Genomic DNA, 16,682 nt, shown 5'->3' with positions numbered 1-16,682 from the left:
CCGTCCGCGCCGAGCGGGCGGCCCGTTCTCGCGCGTCAGCGCAGGTCGGGACCAAGGGCCCGGGACGGCGTGCGGTTCGAACGTGCATGCTGGCGGCCACCGGGAGGGCAGGGGTCTTTTCCGGTCCAGACCCGCGAGGAGAAGCTTTGATCCTGAACCAGTCGCCATGCGCCCACGGCGAGTCCGGCCTGCTGCCGGTGCTGACCGCGCTGGAGTCCGCCCGCGTCCTGCGATACCGGATCGACGTGCTGGACACCGCCGACGCCGACGACCTGACGGGCCTGCGGCACGAGGCCGCCATGCTCCGGCACTGGTTGGAGGTCGGCCACCGGGAAGCCGAGTACACCGCGCTGCTGGAGGGCCTGGCGGCTTTCGCCGACCACGTCGACCACCTGCTCGCCGAGGCCTGAGCACGCGCCGACCGCGGAGCCCGCGCCGCCGGGTTCCGCGGTTCACGTCCGCCGCCCGCGGCTCAACGCCCGAGACCGGGCCCCGCCGCTCAACGTCCAAGTCCGGGCGTCGCATGCGGCTCGAGTCACCCGAGACCGGGCTCTGCGGCTCACCGCCTCGTCCGCCACCTGCGGCTCGCCACCCGAGACCGGGCCGCCCGCGGCTCACCTGCCGGGGACACGTCCCGGTAGCGAGCGGGTACCGGATCGGTCCAATCGGGTCACTGGCCGACATTCGGGCTACCCGCAAGTAGCTCTTTGTTCTAGTGTGCTGGAACACGCAGCCCCCGCAGGGCGTTTTGTCTGGTCCACTCCCCGGAGGGATTCGATGGAAGCCAGCACGCAGACCCCGACCGGCGTCGAACGGCGTCCGGCCTCGGTCGGCCGGATGTTCCTCGACCGGGTCGCCGACACCCCCGATCTGGAGGCCTACCGCTTCCCGCGGGGTGACCGCTGGGAATCGGTCACCTGGGCGCAGGCCGCCGACCGGGTCGCCGAGCTCGCGGCCGGACTGCTGACCCTGGGCATCGGGCCGCAGGAGCGGGTCGCGATCGCCTCCGGGACCAGGTACGAGTGGGTGCTGGCCGACCTGGCGATCATGTGCGCGGGCGCGGCGACCACCACCGTCTACCCGAGCACGGTGTCGTCGGAGGTCGCCTACATCCTGTCCGACTCCGGCAGCCGCATCGTCTTCGCCGAGGACGACGAGCAGATCGCCAAGCTGCGCGAGCACCGCGACGAGCTGGGCGACGTCTGCAAGGTGGTCACCTTCGACGGCACGCCCGACGGCGACTGGGTGATCTCGCTGGCCGAGCTGGAGGACCTGGGCGGCCAGCTGCTCTCCGAACGCCCGGACGTGGTGCGCGAGCGGGTCGAGGCCACCGCGCCGGACGCGCTGGCGACCGTCATCTACACCTCCGGCACCACCGGCGCGCCCAAGGGTGTGCGGCTGCTGCACTCGGCGTGGACCTACGAGGGCTGGGCGGTCGCCGAGCAGGGCATCGTCTCCCCTGACGACCTGCAGTACTTCTGGCTGCCGATGGCCCACGCCTTCGGCAAGGTCCTGATGTGCGCGCAGCTCGCCGTCGGGTTCGCGACCGCGATCGACGGCCGGATCGACCGCCTGGTCGACAACCTGGCCGTGGTGCGGCCGACCATCATGGGCGCGGCGCCGCGGATCTTCGAGAAGGCCCACGCGCGGATCCTGACCATGGCCGCCGGCGAGGGCGGGGTGAAGAAGAAGATCTTCGACTGGGCGTTCGACGTCGGGCGCCGGGTCTCCAGGTTGCGGCAGGACAAGAAGCCGGTGCCCCCGCGGCTGGCGATGGCGCACAAGGTGGCCGACCGCCTGGTGTTCACCAAGATCCGCGAACGCTTCGGCGGCCGGGTCCGGTTCTTCATCTCCGGATCCGCGCCGCTGGACCCGCAGATCGCCGAGTGGTTCGACGCCGCGGGCGTGCTGATCCTGGAGGGCTACGGGCTGACCGAGACCTCGGCGGGCACCTCGATCAACCGGCCGGACAACTACCGCTTCGGCACCATCGGCGAACCGCTGCCCGGCACCGAGATGCGCATCGCCGATGACGGCGAGATCCTGATCAAGGGTCCCGGGGTGATGTCGGGCTACCACCACCGCGAGACCGAGACGGCCGAGACGCTCGACGCCGACGGCTGGCTGCACACCGGCGACATCGGTGAGCAGGACCCGGACGGGCTGATCCGCATCACCGACCGCAAGAAGGACCTGTTCAAGACCTCCGGCGGCAAGTACATCGCGCCGACGGCGATCGAGGGCCGGTTCAAGGCGATCTGCCCGTACGTCAGCCAGTTCCTGGTGCACGGCCCGGGGCGCAACTACTGCACCGCGCTGGTGACCCTGGACGAGGAGACGATCGTGCCGTGGGCCCGCGACAACGGGCTGGAAGGGCGCAGCTACGCCGAGATCGTCTCCTCCGCCGAGGTGCGCGACCTCGTGCAGGACTACGTCGACCAGCTCAACGCCGGGCTCAACCGGTGGGAGACGATCAAGAGCTTCACCATCCTCACCCGCGATCTGTCCATCGAGGACGGTGAGCTGACGCCGAGCCTGAAGGTCAAGCGGCGCGTCGTCGAGGAGCGCAACAAGGACGCCCTGGACGGGATGTACTCGTCGTGACGACGGGCTGAGGTCCCGGAGGGACCGGACGGCGGTCCGGGCGGATCGGTGCCTGCCGACGCACGGAGCCCGCGGAACGCCGCCCAGCCCGCGGAACGCCGCCCAGCCCGCGGAACGCCGCCCAGCCCGCGGACCGCTGCCGGGCAGCGGTGCCCGCCGGCTGGGCGCCTACGCGCGTGGGGGCGCGTCGCCGGAACGCCACTCGCTCGCCAGCAGCGACCACACCTCGATGTCGAACCTGCGGCCCAGGTAGGGGAAAGCCTCCCGCAGGACACCGTCGAGGGTCATGCCCAGCCGCTTGGCGACGGCCTTGCTGCGCTCGTTCTCGACCGCGTTGCGCCATTCCACCCGGTGCATGCCGCGTTCGCCGACAGCCCAGTCGATCATGAGCCGCGCCGCCCGGGTGATCAGCCCGCGGCCCTGCGCTTCCGGGGACAACCAGACACCGATCTCGCAGAGGCCGTCGGCTGGGCTGAATATGCGGAACAGCGTGCCGCCGACCAGCCTGCCGTGCGACCAGATCCCGTAGATCCGGCCGTCGTCGGCGGCCTGCCGGTCGGCGTAGCGCTGGAGGAAGGCACGCGCCGACTCCTCGTCGGTGACCAGCTGCGTCCACTGCAGCCACGGTTCGAAGTGGGCGCGGTCGCGGTCGGCGTGCGCCGCGAACTCGGCGGCCTGCCACGGTTCCAGCGGCCGGAGCTCGGCACCCTCGTCCAGTCGGCACGACAACATCCGCGACTCCGTTCCACTCGAATCCCCGTTCGCATCCTAGCCGGATCCGGTGGCGTGCAACCTCGGATTTCCGCGGCAGCCAAGGCATCAGACCGGTTGCACCGAGTACGGCTTGAGCGTGACCGACCGGGCTGCCCGGTTGAGCGGTCCCTGGTCCTGCTCGCCGCGCCCGTTGGTGATGGCGAGCTCCTGGCACGCCCGGACGTATTCGCGCATCTCCCGCTCTTCGAGACCGGGCTGCGCCAGCTCCTCGACGGCCTCGAGGCCCGGCTCACCCGCTAGGGGTTTCCAGACTTGGTTCACGTGGCGGTGTGGGCTGAGTCCCACACCGCAAGCGGCTCCGCCGCTTGTGAAGCAGAGCTTTGCCCGCTCCCGGGCCGTGCGCGAACCGTCGGCGTTTCGTGCGCGCCCGGCGGCAGAGTCGGACAGGTCAGCCAACGACGAGCGGGAAGAGACCATGAACGAGCACAAGGAAGCCGTCACCGTGATCGGCCTGGGCCCGATGGGCCGCAGCATCGTGCGGGTCCTGCTGGCCGCCGGGCACCCGGTGACCGTCTGGAACCGCACGCCCGGTCGAGCCGACGCCCTGGTGGCCGAGGGCGCCGTGCGCGCGCAGACCCCGGCAGAGGCGGTGGCGGCCTCCGGGCTGGTGCTGCTGAGCCTGACCGACTACCAGGCCATGTACGACATCCTGGGCGACGGGGAGTCCCTCTCCGGCAAGGTCGTCGTCAACCTCAGTTCCGACACCCCGGAGCGCGGCCGGGAGGCCGCGAAGTGGGCGGCCGAGCGCGGCGCGCGGTTCCTCACCGGCGGCATCATGGTGCCGGAGAACCTGGTCGGTGACGAAAGCGCCTACACCTACTACAGCGGCCCGCGCGAGGTGCTCGACGCCCACGAGCCGGTGCTGCGCCTGATCGGCAGGCCCGACTACGTCGGCACCGACCCCGGCCTGGCCCAGCTCTACTACCTGGCGCAGATGGACATCTTCCTCGGGTCGCTGTCGCTGTACCTGCACGCGACCGCGCTGCTGGGCTCGGCGGGGGTGCCGCCGAAGGAGTTCCTGCCGTGGGCGGTGCAGAACTTCGACGGCGTCTCCTACTTCCTCGCCGGTGCGGCCGAGGCCGTCGACGAGGGTGTCCACCCGGGCGAGGCGGCGTCGGCGTTGATGATGGGCGCCTCGGCGGATCACCTCGTGGGCGCGAGCGAGGCGGCCGGGATCGACCTGGTGCTGCCGAAGGCGATCCAGTCGCACTACGCGCGGGCCGTCGCGGCCGGGCACGGCAAGGACAGCTGGACCAGCCTCATCAACGTCATCCGCGACCCCTCGCTCTGAGCGCCTGTCTCAAGGGCGGGCTCTGAGGTCTCGACGGAAGGCGTCAGCGGCGCCGGAACTCCTCGGGTGACGATTGCGCGCCGCGCTCGAACTCGGCGGCGAACAGCTCGTCGCCGAGCTCGGCGCGCGCGGCGGCGGTGATGCGGTCGACGTCGGCGGACTCGGCCGGGATCAGCGGCGTGCCCACCGACTCGCGCGCGCGGGCCGCCGCGCCCAGCAGCCGGGCGGCCCGGGCGTGCCTTCCGGCCAGCGCCTCGGCCCCCGCCAGCCCCTCCATGGCCAGTGCGACGGCCCTGGAGTCGCCGAGCTGGAGCGCGAGCTCGAAGCCCCGGTGGTGGTGCTCGGCCGCGCGCTCGGCGTCGCCGCGCAGCTCGGCGACGAAGCCGAACTCGGCGTGCACGAGCGTGCTGCTCGGCTCGAACGCCGAGTCGCGGTACCAGCGCAACACCTCGTCCAGGTGGTGCTCGGCGAGGTCGAGGTCGCCCTCCCGGCGGGCGCCGAGGGCCAGCCCGGTCACCGCGTACAGCTCGCCGGCCCGGAAGCCGCGATCGCGGGCGATCTCGGCGGCGCGCTCGTGGTGCTCGCGCGCGAGGGCGTGGTCGCCGGTGAGCAGCGCGTTGCGGCCCAGCCACGTCAGCTGGTAGGAGACCTCCGGCCAGAGTTCGAGCTCCCGCGCCTTGTGCAGGCCCTCGCTGTGCAGCCGCCGCGCCCGCTCGTGGTCGCCGAACGTCTCGGCGAGCACTCCCCGCGCGAACGACGCCTGCAGCTGTCCCCACCGGTCGCCGAGTTCGTCGAACAGCTCGGCGCTGCGCCGCGCGGCGCGGTCGGCGGCGGCGAGGTCGCCCGCGCCGAGCGCCTGGCTCGTCCGGTCGGCCAGCGCGGCGGCGATGCCCCACTTGTCGCCGAGGGCCTCGAAGTCGCGCAACGCCGCGTCGGTGAAGCGCCGCCCGGCCGCCATGTCGCCGATGGTGGACCGGACGTAGCCGGCGAACCACAGCGCACGCGAACGCGCCCCCGGGTCGGCGATGCCCGCGGCCTGCCCGAACGCCTCCTCGTCGACCGGATCTCCACCCAGCACCGCGAGACCCGCCGCCCAGACCGCGACCTCGCCGCGTCGCGACCGGCTCGCCCCGGGCACCGACAGGGCACCGCGCAGCGCCCTGCACGCTTCGCAGAACCGGCCGCGCAGGAACCAGAACCACGTCAGCGCGCGGGCCAGGCGAAGCGCGGCGCCGGCTTCGCCGTGCTCGACGAAGGTGTCCAGCGCCGACCGCAGGTTCGCGGCCTCGGCGTCCAGCTCGTCCAGCCGCGCGCGCTGGTGCGGGCCGCGCAGCAGCGGTTCGGCGCGTTCGGCGGCGACGAGGTGGTGGCGGGCGTGGCGCAGCCGGACCGCTTCCAGTTCTCCGGCTTCCCGGAGGCGGTCGAGGCAGTAGGCGGCCACCGACTCCAGCAGGCGGTAGCGCTGGCCGGTCCGGCCGGGCTGGCTGACCACCAGCGACCGGTCGACCAGGCGGGCCAGCACGTCGAGGACGTCCTCTGGGCGCACGCCGTCGCCGGAGCACACCGCCTCTGCCGCCGCCAGCGTGCACCCGTCGGCGTGGACGGCGAGCCTGCGCAGCACGGTCCGCTCCGCTTCGCCGAGCGGCTCCCAGCTCCAGTCGATCACCGCCCGCAGGGTGCGCTGCCGCGCGGGCGCGTCGCGCGGGCCGGTGGTCAGCAGGCCGAACCGGTCGTCGAGCCTGCTCAGCAAATCGCCGACGCCCAGCGCGCGCACCCTGGTCGCGGCCAGCTCCAGAGCCAGCGGGATGCCGTCCAGCCTGCGGCAGATCGCCGCGACGGCGGCGGCGTTGCCGGAGTCCAGCGCGACGCCGGGCCGCGCGGCGGCGGCGCGGGCGAGGAACAACCGCACCGCGCTGAACCGCCCGACCTCGGCCGCGGCCACGACGTCGGCGCCGGGGACCTCGAGCGGCGGGACGGTCCAGACGACCTCGCCGGTGAGGCCGAGCGGGACCTGGCCGGTGGCCAGCACGCGCAGTCCCGGCGCGGCCCGCAGCAGGCGGGCGACCAGCGCGGCCACCGGCTCGACGACCTGCTCGCAGTTGTCCAGCAGCAGCACGACGTCCTTGCCGCGCAGGACGTCGGTGAGCCGGTCGGCGGAGGCGCCCGCGGCCTCGTCGCGGATGTCCAGCGCGGCGGTCACGACGGCCACGCCCCACTCGTCGAGGGAATCCGGACCGGCGCCGACCTGCCGCTCCAGACCGGCGAACTCGACCAGCCACACGCCGTCGGCGGCCTCCAGCGACCTGGCCACCTCCACCGCGAGCCCGGTCTTGCCGACACCGCCCGGCCCGGTGAGCGTGACCAGCCGGGCCCCGGAGACCAGGGAGCGCACCGCCGCCACCGCGTCGTCGCGGCCCACCAGCTCGGTCAGCGGCGCGGGCAGGTTCGTGCGCCGCGCGGGGCGGACCTCCAGCGCGGCGTCCTGCCGCAGGATCGACCCGTGCAGGGCGGAGATCTCGGGGCCGGGCTCCAAGCCGAGCTCCCGGTCGAGCCGCTCGCGCAGGTCGAGGTAGGCGTCCAGCGCCTCGCTCTGCCTGCCCGCCCGGTACAGGGCCCGCATCTGGACGGCGCGCAGCCGCTCGCGCAACGGGTGCGCGGCGACCAGCTCGGCGAGCTCACCGGCCAGGACGTCGTGCTCGCCGAGGTCGAGCCGTGCCTGCGCCCGGTCCTCCTCGGCGACGAGGCGCTGCTCCTCGAGCCGCCGCGCGAGCGGCGCCGCGAACGGCGCGTCGGCGAAGTCGGCGAGCACCGGGCCCCGCCACAGCGCGAGGGCGTCGGTGAGGAGCGCGACGCGTTCTCGGGGGTCTGCCGCCGCGCGGGCGCGTTCGGTGAGCGACTCGAACCGCCGGGCGTCCAGCGACTCGTCGTCGACGTGCAGCACGTATCCGGGCGGCTGGTGCCCGACCAGGTCGCGAGCGCCGGGTTCGGCGGCGTCCAGCACCCGGCGCAGCTGCGAGATCTTGGTCTGGATGGTGTTGGCGGGGTTGCGCGGCAGCCGCTCGCCCCACAGCCGGTCGGCGAGCCGGTCGACCGAGACCACCCGGCCGGGATCGACCAGCAGGCTCGCCAGCAGCGCGCGGACCTTCGCCTCGGGCACCCGGACCGGCCGCCCGTCGGCGGCCCACGCGGCCAGCGGCCCCAGCACTCCGAAACGCACGGTATGACCTTAGGGCTGTCTTCGAACCCACCTTGCGTGGCGGTTCCGGTGGCGGAACCTCATGCGCCCTCCGGCTCCGGGAACTTTTCTCACCGCTCTTGGGGAACGTGTCGGACAAGGTTGGCGCAGCGGTGGGAAACGGGTCCACACCCGCGCGGCTGATGTCGCTTATGAGGAGGCTGTGCGCCCCGACACTTGATCGTGCCGATGAGATCGCCAGAATCGGACGCATGGCTTCTCCGAACGAGGACCCCGGCACCGGCCGCCGCGGTTGGTGGCGCGCCCCGCGGTTGAAACCCCGCCGCCCCAGCGCCGACGTGAAGCGCGGTGCGGTCGCTTCGGCGCTGGCGGTGGCGATGATCGTGGCTGCCGCGGTGGTCGATCCCGCCGCGCTGTTCCGCCACGGCTCCGCGCTCTACAAGACCGCCGCCATCGCGGGCGCGATCGTGTTCGTCGTGCTCGGCGCGGTCGCCGTGCAGAGCCTTGCCAGGGAGGCGGGCCGGCGCACCCGGGTCCGGCTGAGCCCCAGCCACGCCGGGGCGCTGCGGCTGGTCGTCTCCCTGGCCGGGTACGCGCTCGTCGCGGTCGTGGCCCTGGGAGAGCTCGGCGTGCGCGTCGACCAGCTGCTGCTCGGCGGTGCCGTCACCGGTGTGATCATCGGTATCGCGGCGCAGCAGTCGCTGGGCAACGTCTTCGCCGGGCTCATGCTCGTGACCGCACGCCCGTTCACCCTCGGCGACCACCTGGTCATCCACTCGGGAACGCTCGGCGGTCCGCTGCAGGGCCGCGTCACCGAGATGGGGCTGGTCTACCTGACGCTGGAAAGCGACGAGGGCCCGGTCAAGCTCCCCAACACCGCGGTCCTCAACTCCGCCATCGCCCCCAACAACAAGATCGACCCGGCGCAGTCCGGTCAGAACAACGGGCTCGGCAGCGAGCAGACACCCGCCGGCTGGAAGACGGCGTGAGAGCGGGCACACGGGCCGTGCGGCGGACTTGGTACCAGCGCATTCGCCCGGTTGGCGTGCGGTTGGTTCCCACGACCGCCCGCCTGAGCCGAGCCGCGGCGATCAGTCCTGGACGGGGCCGCGACGGGAGGGGAACAGCGGCGTTCTGGCGTAGCCTTGACGTCGTGGACGACCTCGGCAGACCGATCGCCTACCTAGCCCTGGCCGAAGGCACACCGGTCTTCGACCGCAGCGGCGAGCGGATCGGCGTCGTGGAACACGTCGTCGCGGACCTGCCGATGGACATCTTCGAGGGCGTGGTCGTGCAGGGGGCGCGCCTTCCCGGCCGCCGCCTCTTCGCCGACCCCGACCAGATCGCGCAGATGCACGAACACGGCGTGCTGCTGCGCGTCGGCCGCGACGAGCTCGCCGAGTACCGCGACCGCGCCAACCCCAAGCGCGACAGCGCGGGCCGCCCGTTGCCGGAAGGCCGGTTGCACGCCCTGCTGCGCCGCACCTGGGACCTGATCAGCCGGCGCTCCTGACGCCGGGCCGGTCACGGTCCGCACGGTCGGTCCAGTGGAACGACGCGCCGAAGAACGCCGCCCGTGCGTCCGCGACGCCGAGCCGGGCCAACGCCGACGCGTCCGCCTGCCGCCAGTCGATGTTGCCGACGCCCGCGCGGCGGGCGGCCTCGCGGGCGTGGTCGAGCATGCCGGGCTGCGGGTCGACCGCGACCACCTGGCGGACGCGGCGGGCCAGCGGCAAGGCGAGCTGCCCGGTGCCGCAGCCGACGTCGAGAACGAGGTCGCCGGAGTCCAGACCGGTCCGCTCGGCGAGCAGCTCGACCAGCTCCGCGGGGTAGCCCGGCCGGTACCGTGCGTAGAAGGGCGCGGCCTGCGCGAACAACTGCTCCGGGACGTAGGGCACGCCGGCAAGTGCACTCGGGTCGCCGAGGCCGTGCAACCGCGTATCCGATCTGAGTAGTGCTACCGATGCGTCTCCGATCGCCCCTGGCGAGACTCTGGGCCCATGTCGCACTCCAGTTCAGGTGAGCAGGCCGACGGCGGTCCCGATCAGGACGGCACGCTCGTGCTGCTCGCGGGAGAGCTCAACGCGATCGGGCAGCGGCTGACCGAACTGGGCGCGGTTCTGCAGTCCCGCGCCGCGGGACCTGCCCCGCGGCAGACGCGTGTGCCGCAGCAGCAAGCCATGCCGCAGCCGCCAGGTGTGCCGCAGCCGGCGATGCTGCCGCAGCAGCAGGAAGCCTGGGCGCAGCAGCCGTACGGGATGCCGCCCGCCCCGCCGCCGCAGGCACCCCAGGACCCGCCGTACCCCGCGATGCCGCAGCCGGTGCAGGCCGCGCGGTCCCCGCGCCGCGTCAGCGCCGGACAGCTCACCACTAGCCGCGTCCTCGCCGTCGCGGGCACCGCCGTGACGCTGCTCGGCGTGGTCTTCCTGCTGGTGCTCGCCGCGCAGCAGGGCTGGCTGCTGCCGCAGTTGCGCGTCGGCGGCGGAGCCGCGCTGGGCGCGACGCTCGTCGCCTCCGCCGTCTGGGTCCACCGCAAGCAGGCGGGCCGCATCGGCGCGTACGCGCTCGCCGCGACGGGTTTCACCGCGGTGCACCTGGCCGTGGTCGCCGCGACCTCCCTCTACGGCTACTTCCCGAAGCCGGCCGGCCTCGGCCTCGGGCTGCTCGTCGCCGCCGCGGGCCTGGCGCTGGCCGACCGCTGGCGCGCGCAGTCCCCGGCGGTGGGCGCGGTGCTCGGCAGCGCCGTCTGCGCGCCGATGATCACAGCGCGGCCGGACGCGATGCTGGTCGGTTTCCTGCTGGTGCTGCAGATCGCCGCGACGCCGGTGCAGATCCGGCGCGGGTGGCGCGGGCTGACGCTGGCCGCGGCGGTCCCGTGCGTGCTGGGCGCGCTGGTGGCCGACGTCTGGAACCTGGTCCTGCCCCGCCACGACGGGACGACGCTGCTGGCCGTGCTGGCGGTGTCGCTGCTCGGGGTCGTGCTCGCGGCCGTCACCGCCGGAGCCCGCCGCGGCGACGACGTGACGGCGGTCGGACTGCTGGTCGCCTCGCCCGCGCCGGCGCTGCTGTCGGCGCCGATGGTGGAACGCGTGCACGCCGGACTGCTCGCGGCGCTGGTGGCCGCGATGCTGCTCGCGGTCTGGGCGGTGGGCAGGTTCCTGCCCGCGTTCCGCTCGCTGCTGCCGGGCCGCTTCACGGCGGTCGCCGGAGGCGCCGGTGCGGTCGCGGCGTTGCAGGCGACGGTGACCTTCGTCGATCCGTCGGCGTGGGCGACCGCGCTGCTGTGCGAGGCGCTGCTGCTGGCGCTGGGGGCCTTCCAGTTGCGCAGCAGCGGAATCCTGCTCGGCGCGCTGTGCTTCGGCGTCGCCGGCTTCCTGGTCTCGACGGTCCACGAGGTGCCGATCGCGGCGCTGCTCGGCCTGGGGCGCGCGCAGGGCGTCCCGGGTGTGCTCGCGGGGCTGCTGATCGCGGCGGTCGCCGTGCTCGTGCCCGCGGTCGCGGTCCGGCTCGGCGCGCTGAGCCGGGAACCCGGCGGCGTGTGGGCACTGCCCGGGGTGGTGCTGCTCTACGGCAGCGCCAGCACGATCATGGCGCTGGTGCTGATCGTGCGCGATGACCGCACCGGCTTCCTGACCGGGCACATCCTGATCACGCTGAGCTGGGTCGGAGCGGCGATCTACCTGCTGCTGCGGGGAGTCCGGCTCACCCACCTGCGGGTGGCGGGCATGGTGCTGATCGCGGTGGCGCTGGCGAAGCTCTTCCTGTTCGATCTGGCCACATTGGACGGTTTCGCGCGCGTGGTGGCCTTCCTGTGCGCGGGTCTGGTCCTGCTGGCGGCGGGCGTGCGCTACGCCCGTCTGGTGGCCGCCGAGCAGGCCGACGGCTGACTGCGCCCCGGTCAGGTCCTCAGCAGCGAGTGCACGGCCATGACGGCGGGGGAGGCCCACCGCGTCGCCGAACGCACCAGCCAGAGGTGGTGCTCGGACGTGCGCGGACCGTGAAGCTCGACCAGCCGGCCGTCGGTGATCTCCTCCTCGACGGTCGGGGTCGGCAGCAGCGCCACGCCGAGGCCCGCCGCCACGCAGCGCTTGACGGTCTCGACGCTGCCGAAGCGGGTGGGCGCGGCGGCCGGGGCGGCGGCGGACAGCAGCGCGGCGAGCTCGTCGCTGTAGCCGCAGCCCTCCTCCAGCAGCAGCGCACCGGCCTCGGCCAGCTCCGCCGCCGTCACCCGGCGCTCGCGGGGGAGACCGGTGGTCGGTGCCGCCACCAGCGACAGGTGTTGCGGTCCGAGGTCGACGACGTCGAGCCCGTTGCCGCTCACCGACGGCTCGAAGACCAGCGCGAGGTCGGCGCGGCGGTCGGCGACCGCGCTCAGCGCGTCCCCGGTCGCCGCGGGCGCAAGCGACAGCCGCACGTCGGGGTAGCGCTCGGAGAGCCCGCGCAGCACGCCCGGCAGCCGGTACGCGCACACCGACTCGGGTGCTCGAAGGCGGACCTCGCCCGCCGGTGTGCGGTCGGCCGCGGCCAGTTCGGCGAACATCCGGTCCTCCAGGTCCAGGATGTGCCGGGCGTGCTCGGCGAGCCGGGCACCCGCCGAGGTCGCGACCGCGCCCGCCGCCGACCGGTCGAGCAGCCGGGCGCCGGTCGACCGCTCCAGGGCCTGCACGTGCGCGGTGACCGTGGACTGGGCGTAGGACAGCTCGGCCGCCGCCGCGGTGATACCGCCGGTGCGCACCACCGCGAGGAAGCTGCGGAGCAGTCTGGTGTCCATCGAGTTCCCCGATCGACGGCATCGGAAGTCATCGTTGGACATGATGTCACCGGGTCGGCAGGCTGGTCACCATGGACGACATCGACGTGTTGCGGTACAGCGCCTTCGACGACGGCGGCCGGGGCGGCAACCCCGCCGGGGTGGTGCTCGACGCCCGCGGGCTGACCGAGCAGCGCATGCAGCAGATCGCCGCGGAGGTCGGCTACTCCGAAACCGCGTTCCTCGTCGAGCGGCCCGGCGACCGCCATCACCGCATCCGGTACTTCAGCCCGGTGGCCGAGGTCGGGTTCTGCGGTCACGCGACGATCGCCACGGCGGTCGCGCTCGCCGAGCGCGACGGGACGGGAGAGCTGCTGCTGACCGCACCGGTCGGCGACGTCGCGGTCGACACCCGGACCGAGGGCGGCCGGGTCGCCGCGACGCTCACCAGCGTCGCCCCGGCGGTGCGAGAGGCCGACGAGGGGGACCTGGCAACGGTGCTCGGCGCGCTGGGCTGGGACGCGGCCGAGCTGGACCCTGACCTGCCGCCGCGCATCGCCAACGCGGGCAACGACCACCTCGTGCTGGCCGCCGCCACCCGCCGGAGGCTGGCCGAGCTGGACTACGACCGCGAGGCGCTGGGCGCGCTGATGGCCGAGCGGGACTGGACGACCGTGCACCTGGTGTGGCGGGGCGAGGACGGTGAATTCCACGCCCGCGACCCGTTCCCGCCCGGCGGCGTCTACGAGGACCCGGCCACGGGCGCCGCGGCGGCGGCCTTCGGCGCGTACCTGCGGGCGCTCGGCGCGGTCGAGCCACCGGCGCGGATCACCATCCACCAGGGCGAGGACATGGGACGGCCGAGCAGGCTGCTGGTCGACATCCCCGCCGGGGCGACGTCGGGCATCGCGGTCACCGGCTCGGCCGTGCCCATCACCGGGTGACGTCGGCGACGCAGGCGGCTCGGCTGGGTGGGTCGCCGGCCGGCGCGGGACGCGCACCCGGTGGCTCGGTCGGCGCACGGCTCGGCTGGGTGGGTCGCTGACTCGCGCGGCGCGGCGAGGCGGGTCCGCTGGCTGGCGCGCGGCTCGGCGGGGTGGCTCGGCGGCGGTGAGGCTCGGCGTGGTGCTCGCTGGGCGAGCGGCTCCGCGGGGTGGTTCGGAGGGAATGGGGACTCCACGTGACGGGTCGCTGACTGGCGCACGGCTCGGCGGGGTGGGCCTCGGCGTGGCGGCGGTGCGCCTCCGGGCCGCTGCATCGCCGGGCCGGCGGACCGGGTGCCGTACGGCGGGGGTGCGCTGTGGCTTCTCTCATGTGCCCTGGTGGCGGGGGAGGGCTGTCGCCCCGGCGGTGTGATCGTCACAATGGCGGGCCATGAGCAGTCACCCGCCCCAGGGGCCGCCGCCCGGTGCGAGACGGGGCCCCGGTCCGGCTCCGCCCGGACCCGGGCCGCAGGGTCCCGGCCCCGGCGCTCCCGGCCCGCAAGGCCAGGGCCCGAGTCCTCAGGCTCCGAATCCTCCGGGCCCCAACCCCCAGGGCCCCAACCCCCAGGGGCCGAACCCGCAGGGTGCGCCGCCTCCGGGTCCGCCCCCGGCTGCGCCCGGCCCGTCCCAGGGCCCGCCGCCACCGGGGCCTCCTCCGCAGCCACCCGCGCCGCCGGGACCACCGCCCGCGCAGGGCCGGCCGCCCGCGCCCGGACCTCCCGGGCCTCCGCAGGCGCCGCCCCAGGGCGCTCCGCCTGGTCCGCAGGGCGCTGCTCCGCAGGCCGCCCCGCCTGGACCACAGGGCGCCCCACCCGCGCCGCAGGGCCCGCCGGCGCCGCCGCAGGGGCCGCCGCCCGGCGGCGGGCAACCGCCGATGCCGCAGGGCCAGCAGCCGCGTCCGCCACAGCCACCCGGCCAGCCTCCAGGCCCGCCACCCGGCCAGCCTGCAGGCCCGCCACCCGGCCAGCCTCCAGGTCCGCCGCCGGGAGCACCGGAACCGGCGACACAGGCGGCACACCCGCCGAACCCGCCGACGATGCGGTACGAGCAGGCGCCGGCGTGGCAAGAGCCGGAGCCACCGCCATCCCGGTACGACGACCCGGACCCGTACGACTACTACGACCGGGACCGCGACTACGACGCCCCCTACGACCGCGAGAGCGATCGGGACTGGGACCGGGACTGGGATCGCCACGACCGGGAGCGCGACCGGTACGAGCGCGACCGCTACGACCGCGACCGTGACCGCGACCGGTACGAGCCGCCGCCTGCCCGCTACGACCGGCCGGAGCGCTCCTACGAGGAGAAGCGCGCCCGCAGGGCGGACCGCGCGAACACCCTGGCCATGGTGGTCCATCTGTTCACCGGGGTGGTCGCCACGGTGTTCGTGCTGCACATCGTGTTCCAGCTGTTCGGCGCGAACCCCGACAGCGGGTTCGTCTCGTTCGTATACCAGACGGCGCGGATCTTCGTGTTCGGCTTCGGGGACGTGTTCACCCCGGGTGACGCGACGATCGGCCTGGTGCTCAACTACGGCCTCGCCGCCGCCGTCTACCTGGTCGTGGGCCGGGTCGTCGCCGGAGCGCTGCGCCGCCGCTGACCTGGCGCGACGGCGCGGGGCCAGGACGCCGGCCGTGCGGACGGGGCTGCCGCGGGTGCCGCGCAGCCCCGTCCGGCCGCCGGGCCGCGACTGCGCCGCCGGGCCGCGACTACGCCGCCGGGCCGCCCCGCCAGCCCGCGGGTACCTGACCCAGGCGCATCCGCTGCGGGTGGTCGCCGACCTGGACGCTGCCGACCTCCTGCCCGGTCTCGTAGGAGATCGCCGACACCTTGTCGTCGCCGCTCCACGACACGTAGCAGTGCTGCCCGTCGGCGCTGGGCGTCGCCCAGTACGGCTTCTTGCCCGAGCGCACGAGTCCTTTGTGGCGGAACGTCTCCGGCGAGACGATCGTCGCGTAGTCCGACATCGTGCCCGCCACGCACAGGTCGGTGCCCGCGGGGTTCATCGCGATGCCGTGGTGGGCGGAGTCCAGCAGGTACCGCTCCCTGGGCAGGTCCTCCACCTCGTCGGAGATCGGGAGGTTCGCCACGCGGGTCACCCGGTCCTGCACCAGGTCGTACTCGACGAAGCCGTGGAAGAACGACACCTGCAGGTAGGCGTAGCGGGCGTCCGGGCTCAGCGTCATCGGACGCACCGCGGAGCTCATGTGCGGATAACCCGTCTCGTCGAGCTCGGCACCCATGTCGACGCGCCGGACCACCTCGCCGGTGGCGCGGTCGACGATCTGGAAGTGGCGCTCGCCCTTGGTCGTGTCCAGCGCCGGGTGGTCCAGCGGCGAGTAGACGTGCCCGATGCTGGCGTGCAGGATCCACCTGCCGTCGGCGGAGTAGACGTTCTCGTGCGGCGAGTCGCCGGACGGGAAGCGGCCGGTCTCGCGACCGGTGGCGACGTCGAGCAGGTGCACCACGTTGCCGGTGGAGGCCGAGACGGCGACCTCGGTGCCGTCGGGGGAGATCGCCATGTGGTCGGAGCGCCGGCCGTCCACCGCGAAGCGCCACACCAGCTCGCCGCCGGCGATGTCGATCGCGACCACGTCGGCGAAGCTCGGCCGCGAGACCACCAGCAGCCGCCCGTCCTGCACGCTGTAGGCGTCGTCGACGAACTGGTCGTGACCCTCGCCGACCAGCGCGCGGATGCCGAGGAAGTAGGCCAGCCGCACCGGGTTCGCGTAGATCTCGCGCATCCGTTCGGCGCGGTCGGGAACGGCGTTGATCCGGCCGATGCTGGTGAGCCCGCCCTCCGCGGACACCACTTCGACGGTGCCGTCCCAGTTGTTGCCGACGAAGAGCACGTCCCGCGGTGCGGGCGCCGTCGCGTAGCCGGGTGTCACGACGGCGGCTCCGGCGAGTGCGAGGGCCGCCAGGCCGGTGGTGAGTCTTCTCCTCATGGGCGCACGTTCCCTTCGTCGGTCGGCGGTCGGTCCGTTCGGTGGTCCTGTCCGTTCGGTGGTTCTGCCCGGTCGATGGTCGGTCCGTTCGGCGGCGGGAGAATGACGGCGACAAGCCTGGTTACCGGCAGGTAGC

14 protein-coding genes are annotated in these 16,682 nt (G+C 74.1%); 8 read left to right on the top strand and 6 right to left on the bottom strand.

Annotated elements, in window-relative coordinates; genetic code table 11:
* The first annotated feature begins 146 nt into the window (after positions 1 to 146).
* Both SACE_RS25800 and SACE_RS25795 read left to right on the top strand, forming a co-directional pair.
* Entirely contained in the window at positions 147 to 410 is a 264-nt protein-coding gene (locus SACE_RS25800) for a hypothetical protein (RefSeq protein ID WP_009950783.1), read from the top strand.
* A gap of 367 nt (positions 411 to 777) precedes the next feature.
* Entirely contained in the window at positions 778 to 2,604 is a 1,827-nt protein-coding gene (locus tag SACE_RS25795) for an AMP-dependent synthetase/ligase (RefSeq protein WP_009950784.1), read from the top strand.
* 168 nt (positions 2,605 to 2,772) lie between these two features.
* Here the strand turns inward: SACE_RS25795 and SACE_RS25790 are convergent, their stop codons facing one another.
* Positions 2,773 to 3,336 carry a GNAT family N-acetyltransferase gene (locus tag SACE_RS25790; protein WP_009950785.1) on the bottom strand — a complete coding sequence of 188 codons (564 nt, stop codon included), beginning with the start codon at positions 3,334 to 3,336 and terminating at the stop codon, positions 2,773 to 2,775.
* Between the two features lie 87 nt (positions 3,337 to 3,423).
* Positions 3,424 to 3,639, bottom strand: a complete 216-nt coding sequence (locus tag SACE_RS25785; protein ID WP_009950786.1) for a hypothetical protein — start codon at positions 3,637 to 3,639, stop codon at positions 3,424 to 3,426.
* A gap of 154 nt (positions 3,640 to 3,793) precedes the next feature.
* Between SACE_RS25785 and SACE_RS25780 the strand changes: the two genes are divergently transcribed.
* Positions 3,794 to 4,669 carry an NAD(P)-dependent oxidoreductase gene (locus tag SACE_RS25780; RefSeq protein WP_009950787.1) on the top strand — a complete coding sequence of 292 codons (876 nt, stop codon included), beginning with the start codon at positions 3,794 to 3,796 and terminating at the stop codon, positions 4,667 to 4,669.
* Positions 4,670 to 4,712: 43 nt separating this feature from the next.
* Here the strand turns inward: SACE_RS25780 and SACE_RS25775 are convergent, their stop codons facing one another.
* Positions 4,713 to 7,886: an AfsR/SARP family transcriptional regulator gene (locus SACE_RS25775; RefSeq protein WP_009950789.1), complete on the bottom strand. Its 3,174-nt coding sequence runs from the start codon at positions 7,884 to 7,886 to the stop codon at positions 4,713 to 4,715.
* Positions 7,887 to 8,116: 230 nt separating this feature from the next.
* Between SACE_RS25775 and SACE_RS25770 the strand changes: the two genes are divergently transcribed.
* Both SACE_RS25770 and SACE_RS25765 read left to right on the top strand, forming a co-directional pair.
* Positions 8,117 to 8,854, top strand: a complete 738-nt coding sequence (locus tag SACE_RS25770) for a mechanosensitive ion channel family protein (protein ID WP_009950790.1) — start codon at positions 8,117 to 8,119, stop codon at positions 8,852 to 8,854.
* 164 nt (positions 8,855 to 9,018) lie between these two features.
* Positions 9,019 to 9,378, top strand: a complete 360-nt coding sequence (locus SACE_RS25765; RefSeq protein WP_009950792.1) for a PRC-barrel domain-containing protein — start codon at positions 9,019 to 9,021, stop codon at positions 9,376 to 9,378.
* Here the strand turns inward: SACE_RS25765 and SACE_RS25760 are convergent.
* Complete coding sequence (locus tag SACE_RS25760; RefSeq protein WP_009950793.1) at positions 9,362 to 9,763, bottom strand: class I SAM-dependent methyltransferase; 402 nt, start codon at positions 9,761 to 9,763, stop codon at positions 9,362 to 9,364. The genes SACE_RS25765 and SACE_RS25760 overlap by 17 nt on opposite strands.
* A gap of 102 nt (positions 9,764 to 9,865) precedes the next feature.
* Between SACE_RS25760 and SACE_RS25755 the strand changes: the two genes are divergently transcribed.
* The gene (locus SACE_RS25755) at positions 9,866 to 11,752 is read left to right on the top strand and encodes a DUF2339 domain-containing protein (protein WP_009950794.1); all 1,887 of its coding nucleotides are present in this window, start codon (positions 9,866 to 9,868) and stop codon (positions 11,750 to 11,752) included.
* 11 nt (positions 11,753 to 11,763) lie between these two features.
* On the opposite strand, the gene SACE_RS25750 is transcribed toward SACE_RS25755, so the two are convergent.
* On the bottom strand, positions 11,764 to 12,636 hold the full coding sequence (locus tag SACE_RS25750) for a LysR family transcriptional regulator (RefSeq protein WP_009950795.1): 873 nt from the start codon (positions 12,634 to 12,636) through the stop codon (positions 11,764 to 11,766).
* A 71-nt stretch (positions 12,637 to 12,707) separates the two neighbouring features.
* Between SACE_RS25750 and SACE_RS25745 the strand changes: the two genes are divergently transcribed.
* Positions 12,708 to 13,559 carry a PhzF family phenazine biosynthesis protein gene (locus tag SACE_RS25745; protein WP_009950796.1) on the top strand — a complete coding sequence of 284 codons (852 nt, stop codon included), beginning with the start codon at positions 12,708 to 12,710 and terminating at the stop codon, positions 13,557 to 13,559.
* Positions 13,560 to 14,634: 1,075 nt separating this feature from the next.
* A complete protein-coding gene (locus tag SACE_RS25740) occupies positions 14,635 to 15,198 on the top strand; it encodes a hypothetical protein (RefSeq protein WP_009951267.1) in 564 nt (187 codons plus the stop codon).
* A gap of 109 nt (positions 15,199 to 15,307) precedes the next feature.
* On the opposite strand, the gene SACE_RS25735 is transcribed toward SACE_RS25740, so the two are convergent.
* Positions 15,308 to 16,546, bottom strand: coding sequence for a YncE family protein (locus tag SACE_RS25735; RefSeq protein ID WP_009951269.1), 1,239 nt, complete (start codon positions 16,544 to 16,546; stop codon positions 15,308 to 15,310).
* Between the last annotated feature and the right edge of the window lie 136 nt (positions 16,547 to 16,682).

The sequence above is a fragment of the Saccharopolyspora erythraea NRRL 2338 genome (assembly GCF_000062885.1).
Lineage (GTDB): Bacteria > Actinomycetota > Actinomycetes > Mycobacteriales > Pseudonocardiaceae > Saccharopolyspora_D > Saccharopolyspora_D erythraea.
This window is presented reverse-complemented; position numbering and strand designations above follow the sequence as displayed.